This window comes from Herbaspirillum sp. DW155 (assembly GCF_037076565.1).
In the GTDB taxonomy this organism is placed as follows: Bacteria; Pseudomonadota; Gammaproteobacteria; order Burkholderiales; family Burkholderiaceae_D; genus Herbaspirillum.
Genome location: NZ_AP029028.1, coordinates 2,892,873 through 2,912,197, shown reverse-complemented (window position 1 = coordinate 2,912,197; position 19,325 = coordinate 2,892,873). Strand labels below are relative to the sequence as shown.

Annotated in this window: 21 protein-coding genes and 1 pseudogene; 14 read left to right on the top strand and 8 right to left on the bottom strand. The window is 63.3% G+C overall.

All coding sequences use genetic code 11. The features are described 5' to 3' along the window. Positions 1 to 12: 12 nt before the first annotated feature. Genes AACH55_RS13370 through AACH55_RS13360 form a run of 3 tightly spaced genes read right to left on the bottom strand, consistent with a single transcriptional unit; the run spans position 13 to position 3,374 of the window. Positions 13 to 825: an endonuclease/exonuclease/phosphatase family protein gene (locus AACH55_RS13370; RefSeq protein WP_338715015.1), complete on the bottom strand. Its 813-nt coding sequence runs from the start codon at positions 823 to 825 to the stop codon at positions 13 to 15. Further along, a complete protein-coding gene (locus tag AACH55_RS13365) occupies positions 825 to 3,146 on the bottom strand; it encodes a VTT domain-containing protein (protein WP_338715013.1) in 2,322 nt (773 codons plus the stop codon). Before AACH55_RS13365 ends, AACH55_RS13370 begins: the two co-directional genes overlap by 1 nt. A gap of 48 nt (positions 3,147 to 3,194) precedes the next feature. Continuing rightward, positions 3,195 to 3,374 (bottom strand): hypothetical protein, encoded by a 180-nt coding sequence (locus AACH55_RS13360; protein WP_338715012.1) that lies wholly within the window; start codon positions 3,372 to 3,374, stop codon positions 3,195 to 3,197. Between the two features lie 392 nt (positions 3,375 to 3,766). On the opposite strand from AACH55_RS13360, the gene AACH55_RS13355 reads away from it, so the two are divergent. From AACH55_RS13355 to AACH55_RS13335, 5 genes are all read left to right on the top strand, one after another. Continuing rightward, entirely contained in the window at positions 3,767 to 6,205 is a 2,439-nt protein-coding gene (locus tag AACH55_RS13355) for a HAMP domain-containing protein (RefSeq protein ID WP_338715010.1), read from the top strand. 64 nt (positions 6,206 to 6,269) lie between these two features. Next, complete coding sequence (locus tag AACH55_RS13350; protein ID WP_338715009.1) at positions 6,270 to 6,995, top strand: methyl-accepting chemotaxis protein; 726 nt, start codon at positions 6,270 to 6,272, stop codon at positions 6,993 to 6,995. Further along, a complete protein-coding gene (locus AACH55_RS13345; protein WP_338715007.1) occupies positions 6,992 to 7,600 on the top strand; it encodes a hypothetical protein in 609 nt (202 codons plus the stop codon). The genes AACH55_RS13350 and AACH55_RS13345 overlap by 4 nt, the downstream gene beginning before the upstream one ends. 30 nt (positions 7,601 to 7,630) lie before the next feature. Further along, entirely contained in the window at positions 7,631 to 8,590 is a 960-nt protein-coding gene (locus tag AACH55_RS13340; protein WP_338715005.1) for a chemotaxis protein CheX, read from the top strand. Between the two features lie 59 nt (positions 8,591 to 8,649). Further along, complete coding sequence (locus AACH55_RS13335; RefSeq protein WP_338715004.1) at positions 8,650 to 9,018, top strand: response regulator; 369 nt, start codon at positions 8,650 to 8,652, stop codon at positions 9,016 to 9,018. Positions 9,019 to 9,068: 50 nt separating this feature from the next. On the opposite strand, the gene AACH55_RS13330 is transcribed toward AACH55_RS13335, so the two are convergent. The 3 genes from AACH55_RS13330 to AACH55_RS13320 all read right to left on the bottom strand — a co-directional run bounded on the left by AACH55_RS13330 (position 9,069) and on the right by AACH55_RS13320 (position 11,392). Further along, positions 9,069 to 9,935, bottom strand: coding sequence for a DUF296 domain-containing protein (locus AACH55_RS13330; protein WP_338715002.1), 867 nt, complete (start codon positions 9,933 to 9,935; stop codon positions 9,069 to 9,071). Between the two features lie 240 nt (positions 9,936 to 10,175). Then, the gene (locus AACH55_RS13325; protein ID WP_338715001.1) at positions 10,176 to 11,000 is read right to left on the bottom strand and encodes a tetratricopeptide repeat protein; all 825 of its coding nucleotides are present in this window, start codon (positions 10,998 to 11,000) and stop codon (positions 10,176 to 10,178) included. A gap of 17 nt (positions 11,001 to 11,017) precedes the next feature. Then, a complete protein-coding gene (locus AACH55_RS13320; protein WP_338715000.1) occupies positions 11,018 to 11,392 on the bottom strand; it encodes a cupin domain-containing protein in 375 nt (124 codons plus the stop codon). A 141-nt stretch (positions 11,393 to 11,533) separates the two neighbouring features. Between AACH55_RS13320 and AACH55_RS13315 the strand changes: the two genes are divergently transcribed. From AACH55_RS13315 to ldcA, 6 genes and pseudogenes are all read left to right on the top strand, one after another. After that, positions 11,534 to 11,689, top strand: coding sequence for a hypothetical protein (locus tag AACH55_RS13315; RefSeq protein ID WP_338714999.1), 156 nt, complete (start codon positions 11,534 to 11,536; stop codon positions 11,687 to 11,689). Continuing rightward, positions 11,632 to 11,787 (top strand): annotated as a pseudogene (locus AACH55_RS13310) (DUF72 domain-containing protein); the annotation flags it as partial. The gene AACH55_RS13315 and the pseudogene AACH55_RS13310, both read left to right, overlap by 58 nt. A 171-nt stretch (positions 11,788 to 11,958) precedes the next feature. Then, on the top strand, positions 11,959 to 12,594 hold the full coding sequence (queE, locus tag AACH55_RS13305) for a 7-carboxy-7-deazaguanine synthase (protein WP_338714998.1): 636 nt from the start codon (positions 11,959 to 11,961) through the stop codon (positions 12,592 to 12,594). A gap of 105 nt (positions 12,595 to 12,699) precedes the next feature. Continuing rightward, positions 12,700 to 13,146 carry a 6-carboxytetrahydropterin synthase QueD gene (gene queD, locus AACH55_RS13300; RefSeq protein WP_034332336.1) on the top strand — a complete coding sequence of 149 codons (447 nt, stop codon included), beginning with the start codon at positions 12,700 to 12,702 and terminating at the stop codon, positions 13,144 to 13,146. Beyond that, positions 13,146 to 13,703: a tRNA adenosine(34) deaminase TadA gene (gene tadA / locus AACH55_RS13295; protein WP_338720289.1), complete on the top strand. Its 558-nt coding sequence runs from the start codon at positions 13,146 to 13,148 to the stop codon at positions 13,701 to 13,703. The genes queD and tadA overlap by 1 nt, the downstream gene beginning before the upstream one ends. Next, on the top strand, positions 13,700 to 14,728 hold the full coding sequence (gene ldcA, locus AACH55_RS13290; RefSeq protein WP_338714994.1) for a muramoyltetrapeptide carboxypeptidase: 1,029 nt from the start codon (positions 13,700 to 13,702) through the stop codon (positions 14,726 to 14,728). Before tadA ends, ldcA begins: the two co-directional genes overlap by 4 nt. Positions 14,729 to 14,775: 47 nt before the next feature. Here ldcA and AACH55_RS13285 read toward each other — a convergent pair whose 3' ends face one another. Further along, positions 14,776 to 15,348: a DUF1439 domain-containing protein gene (locus tag AACH55_RS13285; RefSeq protein ID WP_338714993.1), complete on the bottom strand. Its 573-nt coding sequence runs from the start codon at positions 15,346 to 15,348 to the stop codon at positions 14,776 to 14,778. Continuing rightward, on the bottom strand, positions 15,345 to 15,560 hold the full coding sequence (locus tag AACH55_RS13280) for a hypothetical protein (RefSeq protein WP_338714991.1): 216 nt from the start codon (positions 15,558 to 15,560) through the stop codon (positions 15,345 to 15,347). Before AACH55_RS13280 ends, AACH55_RS13285 begins: the two co-directional genes overlap by 4 nt. A 32-nt stretch (positions 15,561 to 15,592) precedes the next feature. Between AACH55_RS13280 and AACH55_RS13275 the strand changes: the two genes are divergently transcribed. The 3 genes from AACH55_RS13275 to nadC are packed head-to-tail and all read left to right on the top strand — an operon-like array spanning position 15,593 to position 19,269. Then, positions 15,593 to 17,191, top strand: coding sequence for an ABC-F family ATPase (locus tag AACH55_RS13275; RefSeq protein ID WP_338714990.1), 1,599 nt, complete (start codon positions 15,593 to 15,595; stop codon positions 17,189 to 17,191). A 36-nt stretch (positions 17,192 to 17,227) separates the two neighbouring features. Beyond that, positions 17,228 to 18,367, top strand: coding sequence for a quinolinate synthase NadA (nadA, locus tag AACH55_RS13270; RefSeq protein WP_338714988.1), 1,140 nt, complete (start codon positions 17,228 to 17,230; stop codon positions 18,365 to 18,367). After that, positions 18,364 to 19,269, top strand: coding sequence for a carboxylating nicotinate-nucleotide diphosphorylase (nadC, locus tag AACH55_RS13265; protein WP_338714987.1), 906 nt, complete (start codon positions 18,364 to 18,366; stop codon positions 19,267 to 19,269). The genes nadA and nadC overlap by 4 nt, the downstream gene beginning before the upstream one ends. Positions 19,270 to 19,325 lie beyond the last annotated feature (56 nt).

Below are 19,325 nucleotides of genomic sequence, written 5' to 3'. Positions count from 1 at the left end.
GCGGTACGCTGTTCAGCCAGCAATATGCGCCACCAGTGGCAGGTGATCGGAGGCCACGCGGGCAAGCGCGCTGCGGTGTACCCACACCTGCTGCAGGCGCTGGCGCGGGCTGATCCAGATGCGGTCCAGCGCAAAGAGCGGCCAGCGCGAGGGAAAGGTACGCGGCGCCGGTGCCGCCTCGAAGTGCGACACCAGCCAGCGCAGGGCGCGTCCCCACATGAACCATTCATTGACGTCACCCATCAGGATCACTGCTGCCTGGTCGGTATCGAAGGCCTGCAACAGCCGTTTGATCTGGGCGCGCCGCTCGGCGGGCTTCAGGCCGAGGTGGGTGGCGATCACCCGCAGCATGTGACCGTGACAATCGATATCGGCATCCAGTGCCCCGCGCGGTTCGCGGCTGCCGAATGACAGATCGATGCTCTCCTTGGCCAGGATGGGATAGCGGCTCAGCACCGCATTGCCATAGCGCCGGTGTTCGCTTTGCAGCGTCGGCCCTTCGACGGCGAAGAACCCCGTTTCCTCTCGCAGCAGCGCCAGCACGTCCGGCTGAGAAATACCGCCCAGCGGTACTTCCTGCAGCGCCACCACATCTGCCCCGATCTCCTGGAGCACCTGGGCAATGCGCTGGGGCGAGAACACCCCATCGGTGCCGACCGCGTTATGGATGTTGTAGGTCGCCACCGTCAGCGGCCAGGGGGCGAGGCCGCGCAAGGGCACATCGCCCGTGAGGACGAGTTCGGTATCGGCGGGCTTCTTCGGTGCCGCATGGTCATGCGCGCATTGTCGCGCTTGCGGTGCGCGGGACAAGGGGGCGGAAGTCATCAGGCCTGTCTTGCCTCCGCGTGTTCCGCACTGACGCGCGCCATGTCGTCATCGTGGCGCTGGCTGGTCTCCGTGTTTCCCGATGCGGGCGAATTGTTCTTGCGCGGCGGCGTTGCGGATGACTTGCCGTTTTTTGTCGCACGCGGCTTGAGCAGCTTTTGCAGTCCGAAGGCCATGAGCATCAGTGCGGCCGTCACCGCGATCAGCACCAGCACCGTCTGCAGACTGGGATGGCGGATTGCCTCGGCCAGGTTGTGCGAGAAGACCACGGTCAACACGATGCCTGGTGCCATGCCGATCAGGGTGCCCAGCAGGTAGTCGCGCAAGCCCAGATGCGAAGCGCCGGCCACCACGTTGACCACGGTGAAGGGCGCAATGGGCAGCAGCCGTACCACGGCCATGGCGGCGATACCGCGCTGGGCGAAGCGGCGGCTCAGGTTGTTGATGCGCGGGCCCAGCATGTCGCGCAGGGCATCATGACCCAGCCAGTGTCCCAGGCCAAAGCCGAGCAGGGCACTCAAACCCACGCCGGCTGCGGCATAGAGCCCGCCATTGACGGGTCCGAACACCACGCCCGCTACCGCGATGAGCACCGTGATCGGTACCATCAACATGCCCGCCACCACGAAGGCCGCGATCACGATGGCCGGGGTGAAGGGCATCTGGTCGACGCTGCGGGCCAGTGCGATGAGCGAACTCAGATTGATCCATTCGCGCAGCGGCGTGAAGCGCCAGGCCAGCGCAAAGGCCACCAGCGCCACGGCCAGTACGCCCAGGCCGATCATGCGGCGCGGCACCGGTTTGCGGGCGCTGCGCGGCACGTAGGCATCGACGATTTCATCGGGACTGATGGGGCGTTCCGGGTCGAAGACGGCATTGTCCTGAGTCAATGCATCCAGTTCGGGAATCAGGCGCGGGTCCAGGGGGCGCAATTCGCGGCGCTCGGGCTGGCGCAGGCACGCGATGGCCGCGTGCAGGCTGCGCTCCTGTTGCAGGGCCGCCTGCACGTCGCCGGGTGCCACGCCCAGGTGCTCGGCCAGCAGGCGGTTGCGCATCAAGGCAATGGCGCTGCGGATCTCGGCCTGTTTGGCCGCATCGCCCTGGACCTCCACCGTCAGATTGCATTCGGTATCAAAGGCCATGGAGCGGTTGCTCATGTTGGCCGAACCGACCGAGAACAGACGGTCATCCATGGCAAAGACCTTGCTGTGCACGTTCAGGCAGCAGCCATCTTCCAGGCCCGGCAGGTGCGGACAATACATCTGATAGCGCGCATCGGCCTGCCGGCCCTGATTCTCCAGGGCACTCTTGAGGCGATGGTGTATGCGTGCGCGCAGCGCCCCCATGGTGGCCTGCTCCAGCCAGCCGCTCTGGGTCTGCGGCGAAATCACCGCCACCTCCGGCCCTTGCGATTCGCGCAGGCGTGCACCGATGGCTTCGGACAAAACGTTGGAGGTGAAATACTGGTTCTCGAAGAACAGACACTCCCGCGCACCGGCAATGGCATCGAGATACAGTTCGCGCACCTCGAACACACCCGCACGGTCTTCATAGGCGGGTTCGGTGCGGGAGATGCCCACGTACAGGTCGCACAGGTCCGCCTGCACGTCTTGCGGCCAGGGATCCTCAGCAGGCAGCGTCAGGGCGTGCGGCACCGGTACGCGGCATTCGGCGTAGCCGGCCAGGCTCCAGCGCCGGCGCGCCAGTTCGCCCAAGGCGCGGGCGACGTCGCCATCCACCATGGCCTGCACATCGTGGAAGGGCGCATAAGGCCGGCCATCGGGATCGCGCCGTAAAGGATGATCGGGCAAATGCTCCGGGGTATCCCAGCGGCAGCGGGTCAGGTCGAGTCCGCCGACGAAGGCCAGCTTGTCGTCGATCACCACGATCTTCTGATGATGCGAGGCGCCCACCGGATGGCGTGCATCCGTGCGGAAATGCAGGCGCTTGTTGCGTGGACGGCCGGGCTTTCTGGCCATCATCCATTCGCGTTCCAGCGCATAGAGCATGGCGTAGTCCCAGTTCAGAACGTGGAGGTGCAGGTCTGGCTGGCGTTCGGCCAATGCATGCAGCAGGTCGCCCAGTTGCGCCGGCATGCCGTCGTCGGTGACACCCGGCACCAGCACCGTGCGGCTGTCGATGTCCCAGCCCAGGATGTAGACACTGCGCCGCGCATTGAGCAGTGCCGTGCGCAGGGCCCGAAAATAATCGGCGGCGTCGATGAGCAGCCTGAAGCGGTCTGCATGTTCCCGCCGCCAGCAATTGCGGCCGGGCTGCAACAAGCCGGGCTGGGCGCGATCCTGGACAGTGGGTGATGACATCGGGGCCTCCGCGAGACGAAGTGATGGAAATGGTTTGTTCTCGTGTGATCAGGGCTTGCCGACCGAGAGCGGGTGCTCTTCTTCCTCCGCGCCGCCGCGCGGGTGCTTGCCCGGCGGGTCGCTACGGCCTTGCACGGCATCGTGCGGCAGCGGCTGTGGCTTGCGCTGGTCCATGCCGGTTTCGGTGGCCTCGGTGGTGTCTTCGGGCAGGGGGATCTTGTCGCTCATGTTCATCTCCTCATCGCTGGCGGTCATGGTGGCTGGGCATGCGGACTCCTGTTCAACTGGACAAATGAAAAGCGGGACGGACAGCACGTCCGCGATGAGCGCGAACTGCCAGGAACTTCACATTAGGCCTTTCGCCCGTACCGGCCCATCGGACAGCTCCCCAAGCTGATGTAGGAAGATGCTGTCGCCCGCCGCCCGGCGTGTGTCAGCGCGGAATGCGAGCCGGCCGCTTGTGATGAAAGGTAAAAATGTGTTGTCACGCAGCAGTAATACTTCAGTGCAACAATGCGCCCCGCTACCAGACCGGCTGCTCATTTGTTCAGTTTTTGTGGGGGAAACTGAACCAAATGGCAACTTCTAGCCGGTTTTACCTCCACCTCAAGAGGACTTTCATGACTATCCGCATGCGTATCACCCTGTTGGTGATGCTTACCTTCATCGCCATTGCCGGAATCGGCGGTTACGCGATGTATCAATCCCGCAGCAGCGCCGTGGAAGTGCGCTCGGTCACGGAAGGTGTGATGCCCAGCGTGCTGGCGTCGGCCGACCTGATGGGGCAGTTGAAGGACGTGCAGCTGGCCGCCATGGTCATGGTCAACGAAACCGACAATCAGTTGGTCGCGCAGGAGAACGACAAGCTGGCGGAGAAGAAGGCGGTCCTGGAAAAAGCACTGACCGCCCAGGCGCAGCAGGCTGAAGGCGTGGCCCAGCGCGGCCTGATCGAGCAGGCCAAGGAAAGCCTGGACAATTACTTCGGCGCCATCGACACCACCGCCAGGTTCAAGCTGGCCGGCAAGAACGAGATCGCCCAGGCGCAGTTCTTCGGCGGCGTGATGCAGTACCAGACCGAGCTGGAAGGCATCATCAACACCCTGCGCATCGAAAAGAACCGCTTCAAGGACAACGCCATTGCCTCGCTCAACGGCAAGCTGGCACAGACCACTACCACCATCAGCCTGGTCACGGTGTTGGCGGGGCTGCTGCTGGGGGGGATTGGCTTGCTGCTGTATCGCCAGATCACCGGCCCGATCAGCCGCATGGCCGCCATGATGGGCGAGATCGCCACCAGCCAGGACTTCACCCGCCGCCTGCCGGTGCAGCGCATGGATGAGGTGGGCCACTCCATCGTCGCCTTCAACGGCATGGTCGAGAAGATCGAAGAAGCCTCGGCCCAGGTGCGCCAGAAGACCGCCGACATGCAGGCCATGCTGCAGAACATTCCGCAGGGCATCCTCACCATCGTCGATGGCAACAAGGTGCATCCGGAGTACTCGGCCTTCCTGGAAACGGTGTTCGACACCACCGATATCGCCGGCCGCGACGTGATGGAACTGGTCTTCGCCAACACCAACCTGGGGGCCGATACGCTCTCGCAGATCGAAGCCATCGGCGGCGCCTGTATCGGTGAAGACGTGATGAACTTCACCTTCAACGAACACCTGATGATCGGCGAAATCGAAAAGACCATGGCCGACGGCAGCGTGAAGATCCTCGATCTGTCCTGGTCGCCGATCACCGATGAGCAGGACATGGTGATCCGCCTGATGCTGTGCGTGCGCGATGTGACCGAGCTGCGCAAGCTGGCCGCCGAAGCCAATGAACAGAAGCGCGAACTGGAAATGATCGGCGAAATTCTCGCCGTGGCCCCGGCCAAGTTTGCCGACTTCATCGGCAGCGCCCGTCGCTTCCTGGACGAGAACGAGCAGATCGTCTACCAGAATCCGGAAGCCACCGCCTTTGCCATCGCCAAGCTGTTCCGCAACATGCATACCATCAAGGGCAATGGCCGTACCTATGGCCTGCTGCACCTGGCCAACGTGGTCCACCAGGCCGAACAGCACTATGACGACCTGCGCCACGCCAACAGCGGCGCGGTCTGGAATCAGGAAGAACTGCTGCTGCAACTGGCCCAGGTGCGCGAGGTCATCGACCGCTACGCCCGTATCAACGACGTCACCCTGGCGCGTGGCACCACTGCCGCAGTGGAGCCGGTGCTGGCGGGCTACGAGCGCCATGTCCTGACCATCGACCGCAAGCACATCCAGGACAGCCTGCAACGCCTGGAGAACGTCAATACCGCCAACCTGCACGAACTGGTGGCCGTGCGCAACGATGTGCGCCGCACCCTGCGTCTGCTGGGCACCGAGACCATCGAGAGCGTGCTGGCACCGGTCATCGATTCGCTGCCGGCGCTGGCCAGCGATCTCGGCAAGGCCGCACCGGTGGTGCAGATCGACGATAACGGCTATGTGGTCCACAGCTTTGCTTCGCCGTTGCTGCAAAACGTCTTCATGCACCTGATCCGCAATGCGGTCGATCATGGCCTGGAGTCCGGCCAAGAGCGCCTGGCCAGGGGCAAGCCCGAAGCCGGCACCATCAAGCTGGAAATGGGCGTGATGGAAGACATGTTCCAGATGGCCCTGTCCGATGATGGCCGTGGACTGGCCCTGCACAAGGTGCGCCAGATCGGTATCGAGAAGCAGCTCATCAGCGCCGACCAGGTGCTCACCGACGCCGAGGCTGCGCGCCTGATCCTGCAACCGGGCTTCTCCACCCGCAGCGAAGTGACCGAGGTATCGGGACGCGGCGTGGGCATGGATGCGGTGCTGGACTTCGTGACCCGTGAACACGGCAAGGTCGAGATCCGTTTCATGGATGGCGAAGAGGGCGCCGCTTTCCGGGCCTTCCAGATCATCGTGATGCTGCCCGAGAACGTGGCGGTGGAAGTCGATGGCATCGACGTACCCTATCCGGTCGCCGGCCAGGAAAGCGCCTCCGCACCGGCGCAGCCGCTGGTACTGCCGCAGGATGGCGATCCGCAGGTGGCCTGAGCGCCAGGGCAGCTCTCACCACAGATATCACCCTAGATATTCAAGACAGCAGGAAAGCAGATCCATGTTTCAATCCCTCCTCCTGGTGGCGCTGGGCGCCGCCCTGGCCGGTCTGCCGATGGCCGCGCTGTGGCTGCGCCAGAAACGCCGCGCACGCCGGCTGATCGACGCCGGCCAGCTCGAACAGGTGCGTGACCAGGCCCAGGCGGCCCTGGCCGAGCAGCAGCAAGAGTGGGCCCTCCACCAGCAGCAGCTGGAGCAGGAGCGCCTCTCGGCCCGCCAGCATATGGCCGAGATGCGCCGCGAGAGCGAGGCCATGATGGCGCGCCTGAGCAGCCAGCAATCCGAGCATGTGTCGCGCGTGCGCGAGAACTGCGACCAGTCGCAAGACACCATCAGCAGGTTGCTGGGCCTGGTGCGCACCTTCGAGCGCTGGCACGACGACATGAACGAGCTGATCGCCCACAACCGCGAGATGCACCGCAAGAACGACGAGTTTGCTCTCATCGTGAATCAGGTCATCATCGTCGCCCTCAATGCCTCCATCGAGGCCGCGCGGGCCGGCGTGCACGGGCGTGGCTTTGCCGTGGTCGCGCAGGAGGTGCGTGACCTGGCGCAACGCGCCGAGAAGCTTTCCAAGAGCTATCGCGCCAACCTGTACCAGAATGACCTGATCACCACGACCACCTTCCAGGACCTGCAGGCCGGCGGCAAGATGATCATGGGCGCCGTCATCGGCCTGGACCTGATCAACAAGAAGATCAGGGAAGCCCTGGCCGAAGCGGCATGAGCGCCAACGACATGGAAGAGCTGCAGGCCATCGCCGGGAGCATCCCTGATGAGCGCATCAGTGCCAGCGCCCGCGATGGCTTCGATACCCTCCTGCAGCAAGCCCTGCGCAGCAGCCTGGTGCCCTCCGACAGCAGCGCCGAGATCATGGTGGTGGAAGACATCGCCGCTATCGGTGAGCAGAAGATGGTGGTGCTGACGATTTCGTCTTATCTGTTCCGCCTGATGGTGATGTTCCACTTCACGCCGGATGCTGCTACCCGCGAGCATTTTGCGCAGCTCACGCGCACTGCCGCCGGCGAGATGGGCGAGCAGGGTTTGCTCGACGCCATCGCCGAATGCGGCAATCTCTGCTGCGGCATCTTCAATCGTGAGCTGGGGCGCTTCTTTCCGCATCTGGGCATGTCCACGCCCAATGTGATCGACACCCGGTGCGTGCTCTATCTGCAAAAACTCAACTGCGCGCATGTACGGCATTTCGCCATTGATATGCCGGGCTCGCCGCGTATTCACGTCTCGCTGAGTGTCTCGGCCTATGACCACCTCGACTTTGTGGTGGCGCCCGGCGAAGAGGCCGATACCACCGGCGAACTGGAACTGTTCTGACCATCAACGATCCGGGGGAATCACATCATCATGGAAGCCACTGCCACTGCCAGCCTCGACAACACCCTCACCAGCAAGATCCTGGTGCTGGATCGCGATGCCGATTGCTACGACACCATCAAGTCCTTTTGCGAGCGCCACAACCTGATGGGCCTGAAGGCCCATGAAGAACACGTCATGGCGGTCCTGCGCAGCAATGTGGACCTGGGCGGCATCATGCTCTCGGAAAGCCTCGCCGGCCTGGGTGCGGGCACGGCCGGTCTGGCACGTCGCATCCGCGAGGTGCGCCCGGAGTTGCCGATCTTCCTGCGCCGCCGCCGCGAGAGTGCCGATGCCGACCTGTCCGAACGCGACAGCGAACTCTTCAGCGCCGTCTACCGCATCGAGGACATCGATGCCCTGGCTCCGGCCGTGGCGGCCTCCATTTTCAGCCAGCGCTATCCCAATGCGCTGGTACGTGGTATCGCCGAGATCAGCCGCATGGTGCTGGAGAGCCAGTTCCCCGGCATGCAGGTGGAGATCGAGCAGCCCTATCTGGTGCGCGACCGCATCATCTTTGGTGAAGTGTTTACCCTGATTCCGCTGGAGAGCAGCTGGTGCCGTGGCTACATGATGCTGCAGGCCGAACAGAAGACCCTGCAGGCGCTGGCACCGGACGAGTCGAGCGACTTCCGCCATCTCAACAATGCCCTGGGCGAGCTGACCAACCTGATCTGGGGCTGGTTCAAGAACCGCTTCATCAACCAGAGCCAGCCGATCCGGCAGTTGAGCCAGGTACCCATCATCATCAATCACCCGCATCGCTACATTTCCTTCGGTTCGGAGGACCCGCAACTGTGCTTCAAGTACCTGCTGCGTCGTGATGAGGGCGCGCCTCTGGTGCTGCTGCAGCGCTTCATCTTCAACCTGTCGTGGTCGCCGGAAGATTTCACCGAGAACCAGACGTCGGTACAGGACCTGTTCGAATCCGGCGATCTGGAACTGTTCTGAAAGCCGGCACAGACCGGCATCGATTCAAACTTCCCCCTTAAGCAAAGAGAGAATTCAAGATGGCACAAATCCTGGTAGTGGACGATTCGAGCACCGTGCGCGCCGAGGTCGGCGACTTCCTCAAGAAGAATGGCCTGGATGTCGCCCTGGCCGTGGACGGCCGCGACGGCCTCAACAAACTCAAGGGCGACCCGGCCATCAAGCTGGTGGTCTCCGACGTCAACATGCCCAACATGGATGGCCTGACCATGGCCGAGAAGATCCGCAGCGAACTGGGCAATGCCAACGTGAACATCATCATGCTGACCACCGAGAACTCGCCCATCATGAAGGAACGCGGCAAGGCCGCCGGCATCAAGGGCTGGATCGTGAAACCCTTCAAGGGGGAAGCAGTGTTGCCCACCTTCAAGAAGCTGGTGGGCGCTTAAGTCTTTCGTGACCCGACAGAGAGCCGGCACCCCGGAAGGGGCGCCGGCTTTCATTGTTCTTGCAGCACCAGTTCGAAGCAGATCAACACGGGATTGCTGCCGCGTGACAGCACGCCCTCACACACCTGGCCTTGCGGATTGATGAGGCCGATCTCCAGTCTGGCCCGCCCGTCCCGGACTTCACCTGAACGGATCAGGATTTCGGTGGCGCGGTCTTCCAGCACGCGTCCATCTTCAAATTCCGCCCCGATGATGCTGCCGACGCTGCCGCGCACGATGGCGTTGCGTATGCCGTTTGCGGCACAGGCTTGTTCGACGGCGATGGTCAGGTCCTGGTCCGGGCGGATGCGCGCCAGTACGATGCGCTTGCCGCTGGTGGGGACGGTCTGGTCCGAGAGGCGGGTAGGGTAGAAGAGGGTGAAATTGGTTTCCGGATCGTAGCGGGTGGCCATGGTGGCGCCGTGCAGGCCCCAGGCCTGGGCGGGGGTGCTTGCACCGACCAGGGTTTTCTCCATCATCAGGTGTCCGCCCTGGCGCTGCCCGTCGCGTCCGCGCCAGATGGCGTGACAGTGCACGAAGGGTTCGCCATCCTTGCGGCCCACGGTGGCGCAGGCGTATTCGATGCGAGTGCCTTCTTCCATCGACTGCGGGGCACTATAGAAGGCGGCGTGCTGCTCATCCACGGCCAGTGCGGGCATGAGGAAGTGCAGGGCGGCAACGGGCAGGTCGGCGAAGCGCACCGTACCGCCATCGAGACCGGCGCGGGCCAGCGGAAGACAGATGGCGTCCCGCAGGTTCAGGCCGGCTGCGAGGGTGAAATCCAGCTGCATGGCCGGGCCTGCCAGGGTGACGATGCGCTCGGGGTCGGGCGGGCCGGGATGGCGGACGGCGCGGGCGAAGGTTTGGGGTGCAGTCATGGCGTCTCCGGACCAGTTGGGTTGCGGTGCGGCTTTGATGGGCCGTCGGGGATACTGAGATGTTGGATTATCGCGCGTTCATGCAGGACACGTCTTGTCGACTGCTTGCAGTGCAGACACTTTGACGAACACCGTTGGTTTGATTACCAGTACAGATCCGGAATCTGACCATGACACTCCCGGTACACTCCACTGTACAGTTGTTCTGAGTACGTCCCCTCCGCGGCAGCGCAGGCAAGCTCATCCACGCAAGGCTGCTTCCAGATCCCCCACATGCAGCCAAAGACGACCACTGCCGCCCGCCGTCAACGCATGGGCGATGCGGCCGAACCATTGCGGCTGCAGCCGCAGCGCGGTGCGGAAGGCTTGCAGCGCCTCTTCCATGCGCTGCACTTCCTGCAGGGCCACGCCCAGGTTGAGGGCCGCGTCGGCATAGTCGGAGCGCAAGGACAGCGCGCGGGCAAAGGCATCCACGGCGGCCGTGCCATCCTTCATGTCCTGCAGCACCAATCCCAGGTTGAACCAGGTCTCGGCCACCTCCGGACGCAGGCGGGCGGCTTCGGCAAAGGCATCGCGCGCGGCAGCCAGATCGCCCAGCTCGCGCAGGGCGCTCCCCAGATTGAGCACCGCCTCCATGGCCTGCGGCGCCAGCGCCACGGCCCGGCGCAAGGCTGCGACCGCCTCGGCGGGTCGTCCCAGCGCCGACAGGCTGGTGCCCAGGTGAAAATGCGCCTGGCTCAGATCGGGCTCATGCCGGGCAGCGGCTTCGAAATAACGCAGGGCCGTAGCAGGATCGGATTCGGCCAGCGCGATCCTGCCGGCGATCAACAGCGAGGGCACATGTTGCGGACGGGGTGCCAGGCTCAGCAGGATATGCTGCCGCGCCTGCGCCAGCGCCTGGTCGTTCAGCGCCAGCATGGCCAGCAACTGATGTGCGGCCGGATGCTGCGGTACCAGGGCCAGCAGCGCGTGGCTGGCCTCTTCGGCCTGTGCGAAACGGCCGGCATTGTAGTGCTGCAGGGCAGCGGTCAGGATCTGCCCGGGGGCGACGGCAGGCGTGGGCATGGCGCGACTGGCGCGGCTCAGACGGCCGCGCGTTCGACGATCACGTAATGCTTGCGCACCGGCTCCACCACTTCAAAGATGCCCTTGAAACCGGCCGGAATCACCATGGCATCGCCCGGACCGGCTTCAGCCGCGTGGCCGTGCTCATCGATGACGCGGCAGCGGCCTTCGAGCACGCAGAAATATTCATCCTTGTTGGGCGCGAAGGCGATGCGCCAGCTGCCTTTTTCACAGGCCCAGATGCCGGCGTTCATCTCGCCGCTGGCGCTGGTGAAGTGATTCCAGGTGGTGCGTAGCGGATTGCCCTCCAGCCGGCGGTCTTCGCGCGGGTGGTCGAATTCGGGCGTGGGGGAGGCCAGGCGGAACTGGGTAATGGCGGGCGTGGCGGTCATGATGGCGCAGCGGGGCATTGAACGGTCGATATCGAGGCCAGCAGTGTAACAGCAGCCGCGCCCTTGCTGTCGTGCTGGCTGGCACCAAGCAGATCGTTCCTGGTCACATCGGGATACCGACAGGTGAACAAGGAGGCAGGCATGGGCAAGATCTGGATCGGCATTTCCGGCTGGCGTTATGCGCCCTGGCGCGGCAGTTTCTACCCCAAGGGGCTGCGTCAGGACGATGAGCTGCACTACGCCCGCGTGCCAGCCGTGATATCTACTGTTTCTACTGTTATTTCGATAATGATATGAAGGTCAAGGCAGCTTTCGATGCCTGTCGCCTGATTGATCGCCTGGGCCTGAAGCTGGACCTGCCCACGCCGGGACAGATGCTCGATGAGGATAGATGAGGTGATTCAGGCCCCGGGAGCGGCTATAATAGCGCCCCTGACGCTGGCAAAATGGGCTGCAATATCAGTGACTTAGTGAAGAAACTGCTGCAAGGCGGCAGCGCCCCCGCAGCCCGTGCCCCGTACCCTGTATATCCATCCCTGTGCGGCCATGCGCCTGCCTTCCCTATCGTGACTTACAGCATCAAAGAAATCTTCTATACCTTGCAAGGCGAGGGCGCGCACGCCGGCCGTCCGGCGGTGTTCTGCCGCTTTTCCGGCTGCAACCTCTGGACCGGCCGCGAGGAAGACCGCGCCCGCGCCATCTGCCAGTTCTGCGACACCGATTTCGTCGGCACGGATGGCGACAATGGCGGCAAGTTCAAGTCGGCGACCGAACTGGCGGAGAAGATCAACAGCTTTTGGCCTTCTACGCACACGGCCAGCAAGTATGTGGTCTTCACCGGCGGCGAGCCCTTGCTGCAACTGGATACGGCCCTGATCGAGGCCATGCATGCGGTCGGCTTCGAAATCGCCATCGAGACCAATGGCACCATCGAGGTGCCCGATGGTGTGGACTGGATCTGCGTGAGCCCGAAGATGGGTTCGGAACTGAAAGTCAAACGCGGCAGCGAACTGAAAGTGGTGGTGCCGCAACCGGGCCAGCCGCTGGACGAGTATGAGAAGCTGGATTTCCAGCACTTCCTGCTGCAACCGATGGATGGCCTGCAGGCGGCCGCCAATACCCGTCTGGCCATCGAGATGGTCAAGAACAATCCCAAGTGGAAACTGAGTATCCAGACCCACAAGCTGCTCAATATTCCCTGACCGATTTTTGCTTTTTTCTTCATGCGGCGCTGCGCCGCGTGATTACAATGGCTTTATCCGGCCCGCTGCGCGGCTTGTGCAGCGGGCATCCTCGAAGAAACATTCATGCTCACCATTACCCGCAAACTCGAATTCGACGCCGGCCACCGCATTCCCGACCACAAGAGCCAGTGCCGCAACCTGCACGGCCACCGCTATACGCTGGAAATCACCCTGACCGGCGCGGTCATCGACATCGAGGGCAATTCCGACAATGGCATGATCATGGACTTCTCCGACATCAAGGCGCTGGCCAAGGAGCATCTGGTCGATGTCTGGGACCATGCCTTCCTGGTCTATGAAAAGGACGCGCCGGTGCGCGATTTCCTGGCCAGCCTGCCGGGCCACAAGACGGTCATCATCGGCAGTATCCCGACGGTGGAAAACCTGGCCCGCGAAGCCTTTGCCATCCTCAAGGCGGCCTACAAGGACCGCTATGGCACCGGCCTGCACCTGCAAAAGCTGGTGCTGCACGAAACGCCCAATTGCTGGGCCGAGATCACGGCGGACTGATGGACGGCGCCAGCAGCCCCTTGCCAGCGGCCATCACCGAGGCCGACCTGCGTCACATGCAGGCCGCGCTGGATCAGGCCAACAACGCCTGGGCGCTGGGCGAAGTGCCGGTGGGCGCGGTGGTGGTCAAGGACGGGGAGATCATCGCCACCGGCTTTAACCAGCCCATCGGCAAGCACGACCCGACCGCGCATGCCGAGATCATGGCGCTGCGCCGCGCGGCCGAGAAGCTGGGCAACTATCGTCTGCCCGGCTGTGAACTCTACGTGACGCTGGAACCCTGCGTGATGTGTTCCGGCGCCATGATGCATGCACGGCTGGCCCGCGTGGTCTATGGTGCCGCCGATCCCAAGACCGGGGCCTGTGGCTCGGTGGTGAACCTGTTCGAACAGGAGAAGCTGAACCATCACACCGAACTGCTGGGCGGCGTGATGGCCGAGCAATGTGCTCAGTTATTGAGAGAATTCTTCGCCATGCGGCGCGAACAGGTGAAGCAGCAGCGCCTGCAGGAAGCCCTCGCGCAAGGCGATGCACAACCATCGGGTGAAAGCGCATGAGTGCTGCAACTACTGCAACTTCTGCCACTGCCGGCCCTGAACTGCTGGACGGATTGGTCCCGCCCGGCACCGGGGTGGCCATCGTCGCTCCCTGCGGGCATGCCGGCATCGATCCTGCGGGCGTGGAGCGCGGCGTGGCCTTGCTGGAATCGCTGGGTTGCCACGTGCGCAATTTTTATGACCATGCGCAGCGCTACCAGCGTTTTGGCGCCACCGATGAACGGCGTGCGGCGCAATTGATGGAAGCGGCCAGCGATCCCGATATTGACGTGATTCTGGGCTTGCGCGGCTCCTACGGCATGAGTCGTATCTTGCCGGCATTGGACATTGCGGCCTTGGCACGCAGCGGCAAGCTGCTGGTGGGCTACAGCGATTTCACGGCCTTGCAGTGCTGCCTGCTGGCGCAATCCGGCTACGCGGGCTTTCAGGGGCCGATGCTGGCCGGCGACTTTGGTGCGCAATCGCCCAACTGGGCCGCGCTGGCGACCTTCTGGCGCACGCTGACCTCGCCCACGGCCGTGGTGCGCAACTATGACGGCCCGACCGGCGCTGATCGCGCACCCAATGGTGATTGCCGCACCGATCCGGCTAGCCCGGTGGTGCAGGCCGAGGGCAAGCTGTGGGGCGGCAATCTGGCGATGATGGCGCATATGGTCGGCCATCCGCAGTTTCCGCCCATCGACGGCGGCATTCTCTTCCTTGAGGATGTGAATGAACATCCCTTCCGCGTGGAACGCATGATCCTGCAGCTGGAGCAGGCCGGCATCCTGGCGCGGCAGAAGGCGATCCTGCTGGGCGATTTCTCCGCTTATCGGCTGGCGGAGATCGACAACGGCTACGATTTCACGGAAATGCTGGCCTTCCTGCGTCATCGCATCGCCACGCCCATCGTCACCGGCTTGCCCTTCGGTCACGTGCGCGATCTGGTTACGTTGCCGCTGGGCGCGCATGCGGTGCTCGATGCCCGCGGCGCAGAAGGCTTCACCCTGACCTTATCCGATTATCCGACCCTGGCCTGCCGCTGAGGCGGCAGGCGGCCGGGCGGGCTGCAGCCGGATCGGGGAAGGAAGATTCACTTTTCCTGGATATCGACCTTTACCGCGTCTTTTTCGACGGTAATCTTGCCCGGTTCGAAGGTCTTGCCGTTCATCTGCAGCTGTTCGGGCTTGAAGGTATAGAGCGCATAGTCGCGCAGGAACTGGTCGGCGGCGGCATTGCCCAGGGCGGTCAGTTGCTGGGCATATTGCGGCGGCAGGTCGGTGCTGTCTACCTTGTCCACTTTCGGGGCATCCAGCCGCAGCGAGCGCGTGGCGGGGTCGTACTTGAAGGCGCTGCTCAGGGTCAGGACCGCATTGACCGGGCGTTGCAACAGCAGCGGATTGGCGATCTGGGCATCGACCACGGTATTCATGCGGTTTTCAGCCGGCAGCATGCCCAGGCGCGGATTGCTGAAGGTCACGTCGAAGATGTCCATGTAGCGCAGCTTGCGCGGGAACTGCGGCGCAATGGCGCTTTGCAGTTGCTGCCGGGAGACGGTGTATTCGCTGGTCCAGATGTTGTAGCCGGTATCGGCCGCCCGGGCGGGACTGACGGCCAGGCCGGACAAGGCCAGGAGGGCGGCGGCGGGGATGAGTGCTCGCTTCATGCTGCGGTTTCCAGAGTGACAAAGGGGATCAGAGGGCCAATGATGGGCGAAAAATCCCGCGCAATTGTAAGCCGCCGTTGCGCCGGGAGTAGCGCAAAGCTGGCTTTTTGGCAATTTTTACGCCCCGGCTGGGGCGGCAAGGCAAGCCGCAGCGGGCTCGCAGTGGTAAAATCCGCCGTTTCGCGTGCCACGGCCTGGGTCTCGATGGGCATACGCAAGTTACATTTTTGAAAAGGTTTTCGTAGTGCTATCCACCGCAAACATCACCATGCAGTTCGGCGCCAAGCCGTTGTTCGAGAACATTTCCGTCAAGTTCGGCGATGGCAATCGTTACGGCCTGATCGGCGCCAATGGCTGCGGCAAATCCACCTTCATGAAGATTCTGGGTGGCGATCTGGAACCCTCGGCCGGCAATGTCAGCCTGGACGTGAACGAGCGCCTGGGCAAGCTGCGCCAGGACCAGTTCGCCTATGAAGAAATGCGCGTGCTGGATGTGGTCATGATGGGCCACGTCGAGATGTGGGCGGCCATGTCCGAGCGCGATGCGATCTATGCCAATCCGGATGCCACCGACGACGACTACATGAAGGCGGCTGATCTGGAAGCCAAGTTCGCCGAATATGATGGCTACACCGCCGAAGCACGTGCCGGCGAACTGCTGCTGGGCGTGGGTGTGCCCATCGAGCAGCACAATGGTCCGATGAGCAATGTCGCGCCCGGCTGGAAGCTGCGCGTGCTGCTGGCGCAGGCCCTGTTCTCCAATCCGGACATCCTGCTGCTGGACGAACCGACCAACAACCTGGACATCAACACCATCCGCTGGCTGGAAGAAGTGCTCAACGAGCGCAATTCCACCATGATCATCATTTCCCACGATCGCCACTTCCTCAATCAGGTCTGCACCCACATGGCCGACATGGACTACGGCACCCTGAAGATCTATCCGGGCAACTACGACGACTACATGCTGGCGTCTTCGCAAGCGCGCGCCCAGCAGCTGGCCGCCAATGCCAAGGCCAAGGAAAAGGTCGCCGAACTGCAGGACTTCGTGCGCCGCTTCTCGGCCAACAAGTCCAAGGCCCGCCAGGCGACTTCGCGCGCCAAGCAGATCGACAAGATCAAGGTCGAGGACATCAAGCCGTCTTCGCGCGTGAACCCCTTCATCCGCTTCGAAGGCGAGAAGAAGCTGCACCGCCTGGCGGTGGAAACCCAGGGCATCACCAAGACCTATGACCGCGACATCTTCAGGAACTTCAGCATCATGGTCGAAGCCGGCGAGAAGATCGCCATCATCGGTGCCAACGGTGCCGGTAAGACCACCCTGCTGCGCAGCATCGGCGGCGACGTGGCGGGTCTGCATCCGGATTCGGGCCTGGTGAAGTGGGCGGAAAATGCCAACGTCGGCTACATGCCGCAGGATCCGACCGAAGAATTTGCCGGTGGCGAAACCCTGACCGACTGGATGGGCAAGTGGACCCAGGAAGGCGACGATGACCAGGCCGTGCGCGGCATCCTGGGCCGTCTGCTGTTCTCGGGCGACGATGTGAAGAAATCGGTAAAGGTGCTCTCCGGTGGCGAAAAGGGCCGCATGATGTACGGCAAGCTGATGCTGGGTCGTCACAACGTGCTGCTGATGGATGAACCGACCAACCACATGGACATGGAATCCATCGAGTCGCTCAACATCGCGCTGGAAAAGTACGCCGGTACGCTGATCTTCGTGTCGCACGATCGTGAATTCGTGTCTTCGCTGGCCACCCGCATCCTCGAAGTGAAGGACGGCCAGGTGATCGACTTCCAGGGCAGCTACGAAGACTACCTGGCCAGCCAGGGCATTGAATAATCCCCCAACCGCATCAGCACAGCATTGTTGACCGCCATGCAAGCAACAGCAACCAAGGTCGTCGAATTCGAGCGACCGCAAATGGAGACCGGCGGCAGTTGTACCGCCAACGCGTGGGCCAAGGTACCGGCCACGCCCAGCCCCGAGGAACGCGCGCAGTTGAAGTCGCGCATTCGTGAACTGCTCAAGGAAAAGCAGGCGGTGCTGGTGGCGCACTACTACGTCGATGGCGACCTGCAGGACCTGGCCGAGGAAACCGGCGGCTGCGTGTCGGATTCGCTGGAAATGGCGCGATTCGGCCGTGACCATGCCGCCCAGACCCTGGTGGTGGCCGGCGTGCGCTTCATGGGCGAGACCGCCAAGATCCTCAGCCCGGAAAAGCGCATCCTCATGCCCGACCTGGAGGCCACCTGCTCGCTGGACCTGGGATGCCCGGCCGATGAGTTCGCCGCCTTCTGCGACCAGCATCCGGACCGCACCGTGGTGGTTTACGCCAATACCAGCGCGGCCGTGAAGGCCCGTGCCGACTGGATGGTGACCTCGGGCATCGGCCTGGAAATCGTCCAGCACCTGCATGCGCAGGGCAAGAAGATCCTGTGGGCGCCGGACAAGCACCTGGGCAGCTACATCCAGAAGCAGACCGGTGCCGACATGCTGCTGTGGCAGGGTTCCTGCCTGGTGCATGACGAATTCAAGGGTGTTGAACTGGAACTGATGCGCGCCGAACATCCGGACGCCTTGGTGCTGGTGCACCCGGAGTCGCCCGAGGCTGTGGTAGCACAGGCTGACGTGATCGGCTCGACTTCGCAGCTGATTGCGGCCGTGCAGTCCTCCGATGCCCCCGCCTTCATCGTCGCCACCGACAACGGCATCCTGCACAAGATGCGCATGGCGGCGCCCGACAAGCGTTTCATCGATGCGCCGACGGCCGGCAACAGTGCTACCTGCAAGAGCTGCGCGCATTGCCCGTGGATGGCCATGAACGGATTGCAGAACCTGCTGCATGTGCTGGAAACCGGTGCCAACGAGATCCACGTCGACCCGGCGATTGGAAAGCAGGCCGTGGTCTGCATCGACCGCATGCTGGACTTCGCCGCCCAGCGCAAGGCCAAGGTGCGCCCCTCGGCGCGCCTTGAAGACGAACAGCAACTGTTTGCAGGAATCGGCCCCGCATGACGCTCCACGCCCTCAAGACCGCCTCGACGATTGCCGCCAGCAACCTGCGCAATCCCTTCGGCCCCTTTGATGCCGCCTTGCATGCGGCCTTCGACGCCAACGTCAACCAGGCCATCGCCGAGGACGTGGGCGACTGCGACTACACCGGTTTGCTGGTGCCCGAAAATGAATTCGTGAAGGCCCGCGTGATCGTGCGCGAAGCCGCCGTGCTGTGCGGCGCGCCCTGGTTCGAAGCGGTCATGACCCGGCTCGACCCGCGCCTGCAAGTCAGCTGGAGCTATGCCGAAGGCGACCTGATGGCCGCCGACGGCGAGGTCTGCACCATCGAAGGCCCGGCCCGTGCCTTGCTGACTGCCGAGCGCGGTGCGCTGAACTTCCTGCAACTGCTCTCGGGCGTGGCTACAGCCACCCGGCGCTACGTGGAGGTGGTGCAGGGCACGCGCGCGGCCATCCTGGATACCCGCAAGACCCTGCCGGGCCTGCGCCTGGCGCAGAAGTACGCAGTGCGTGTGGGCGGTGGCGCCAATCAGCGCCTGGCGCTCTATGACGGGATCTTGATCAAGGAAAACCACATCGCCGCAGCCGGTGGCATCACGGCTGCCGTGGCCGCTGCCCTCAAGCTCAACGCGGGCGTGACCATCCAGGTCGAGGTGGAAAGCATTGCCGAGCTGAACGAAGCCTTGCAGGCCGGCGCCGAATCCATCCTGCTGGACAACTTCTCGCTGGACATGATGCGCGAGGCCGTGGCCGTCAATGCAGGGCGTGCGCTGCTGGAGGCTTCGGGCGGCATCAACATGCAAACCGTGCGCGCCATTGCCGAGACTGGTGTGGACAGGATCTCCATCGGCAGCCTGACCAAGGACATCCAGGCGACCGACTTCTCTCTTCGCGTGATCTCCTGATTGCGCTTGCCTGGCGCTGCAATTCTGCGCCAGGCTTCACTTCCCTGCGCAGTATA

Coding starts and splice junctions, on each gene's coding strand:
- AACH55_RS13370 (WP_338715015.1), bottom strand. CDS start 825: ATGACTTCCGCCCCCTTGTCCCGCGCACCGCAAGCGCGACAATGCGCG.
- AACH55_RS13365 (WP_338715013.1), bottom strand. CDS start 3,146: ATGTCATCACCCACTGTCCAGGATCGCGCCCAGCCCGGCTTGTTGCAG.
- AACH55_RS13360 (WP_338715012.1), bottom strand. CDS start 3,374: ATGAGCGACAAGATCCCCCTGCCCGAAGACACCACCGAGGCCACCGAA.
- AACH55_RS13355 (WP_338715010.1), top strand. CDS start 3,767: ATGACTATCCGCATGCGTATCACCCTGTTGGTGATGCTTACCTTCATC.
- AACH55_RS13350 (WP_338715009.1), top strand. CDS start 6,270: ATGTTTCAATCCCTCCTCCTGGTGGCGCTGGGCGCCGCCCTGGCCGGT.
- AACH55_RS13345 (WP_338715007.1), top strand. CDS start 6,992: ATGAGCGCCAACGACATGGAAGAGCTGCAGGCCATCGCCGGGAGCATC.
- AACH55_RS13340 (WP_338715005.1), top strand. CDS start 7,631: ATGGAAGCCACTGCCACTGCCAGCCTCGACAACACCCTCACCAGCAAG.
- AACH55_RS13335 (WP_338715004.1), top strand. CDS start 8,650: ATGGCACAAATCCTGGTAGTGGACGATTCGAGCACCGTGCGCGCCGAG.
- AACH55_RS13330 (WP_338715002.1), bottom strand. CDS start 9,935: ATGACTGCACCCCAAACCTTCGCCCGCGCCGTCCGCCATCCCGGCCCG.
- AACH55_RS13325 (WP_338715001.1), bottom strand. CDS start 11,000: ATGCCCACGCCTGCCGTCGCCCCCGGGCAGATCCTGACCGCTGCCCTG.
- AACH55_RS13320 (WP_338715000.1), bottom strand. CDS start 11,392: ATGACCGCCACGCCCGCCATTACCCAGTTCCGCCTGGCCTCCCCCACG.
- AACH55_RS13315 (WP_338714999.1), top strand. CDS start 11,534: ATGGGCAAGATCTGGATCGGCATTTCCGGCTGGCGTTATGCGCCCTGG.
- queD (WP_034332336.1), top strand. CDS start 12,700: ATGCTCACCATTACCCGCAAACTCGAATTCGACGCCGGCCACCGCATT.
- tadA (WP_338720289.1), top strand. CDS start 13,146: ATGGACGGCGCCAGCAGCCCCTTGCCAGCGGCCATCACCGAGGCCGAC.
- ldcA (WP_338714994.1), top strand. CDS start 13,700: ATGAGTGCTGCAACTACTGCAACTTCTGCCACTGCCGGCCCTGAACTG.
- AACH55_RS13285 (WP_338714993.1), bottom strand. CDS start 15,348: ATGAAGCGAGCACTCATCCCCGCCGCCGCCCTCCTGGCCTTGTCCGGC.
- AACH55_RS13280 (WP_338714991.1), bottom strand. CDS start 15,560: ATGCCCATCGAGACCCAGGCCGTGGCACGCGAAACGGCGGATTTTACC.
- nadA (WP_338714988.1), top strand. CDS start 17,228: ATGCAAGCAACAGCAACCAAGGTCGTCGAATTCGAGCGACCGCAAATG.
- nadC (WP_338714987.1), top strand. CDS start 18,364: ATGACGCTCCACGCCCTCAAGACCGCCTCGACGATTGCCGCCAGCAAC.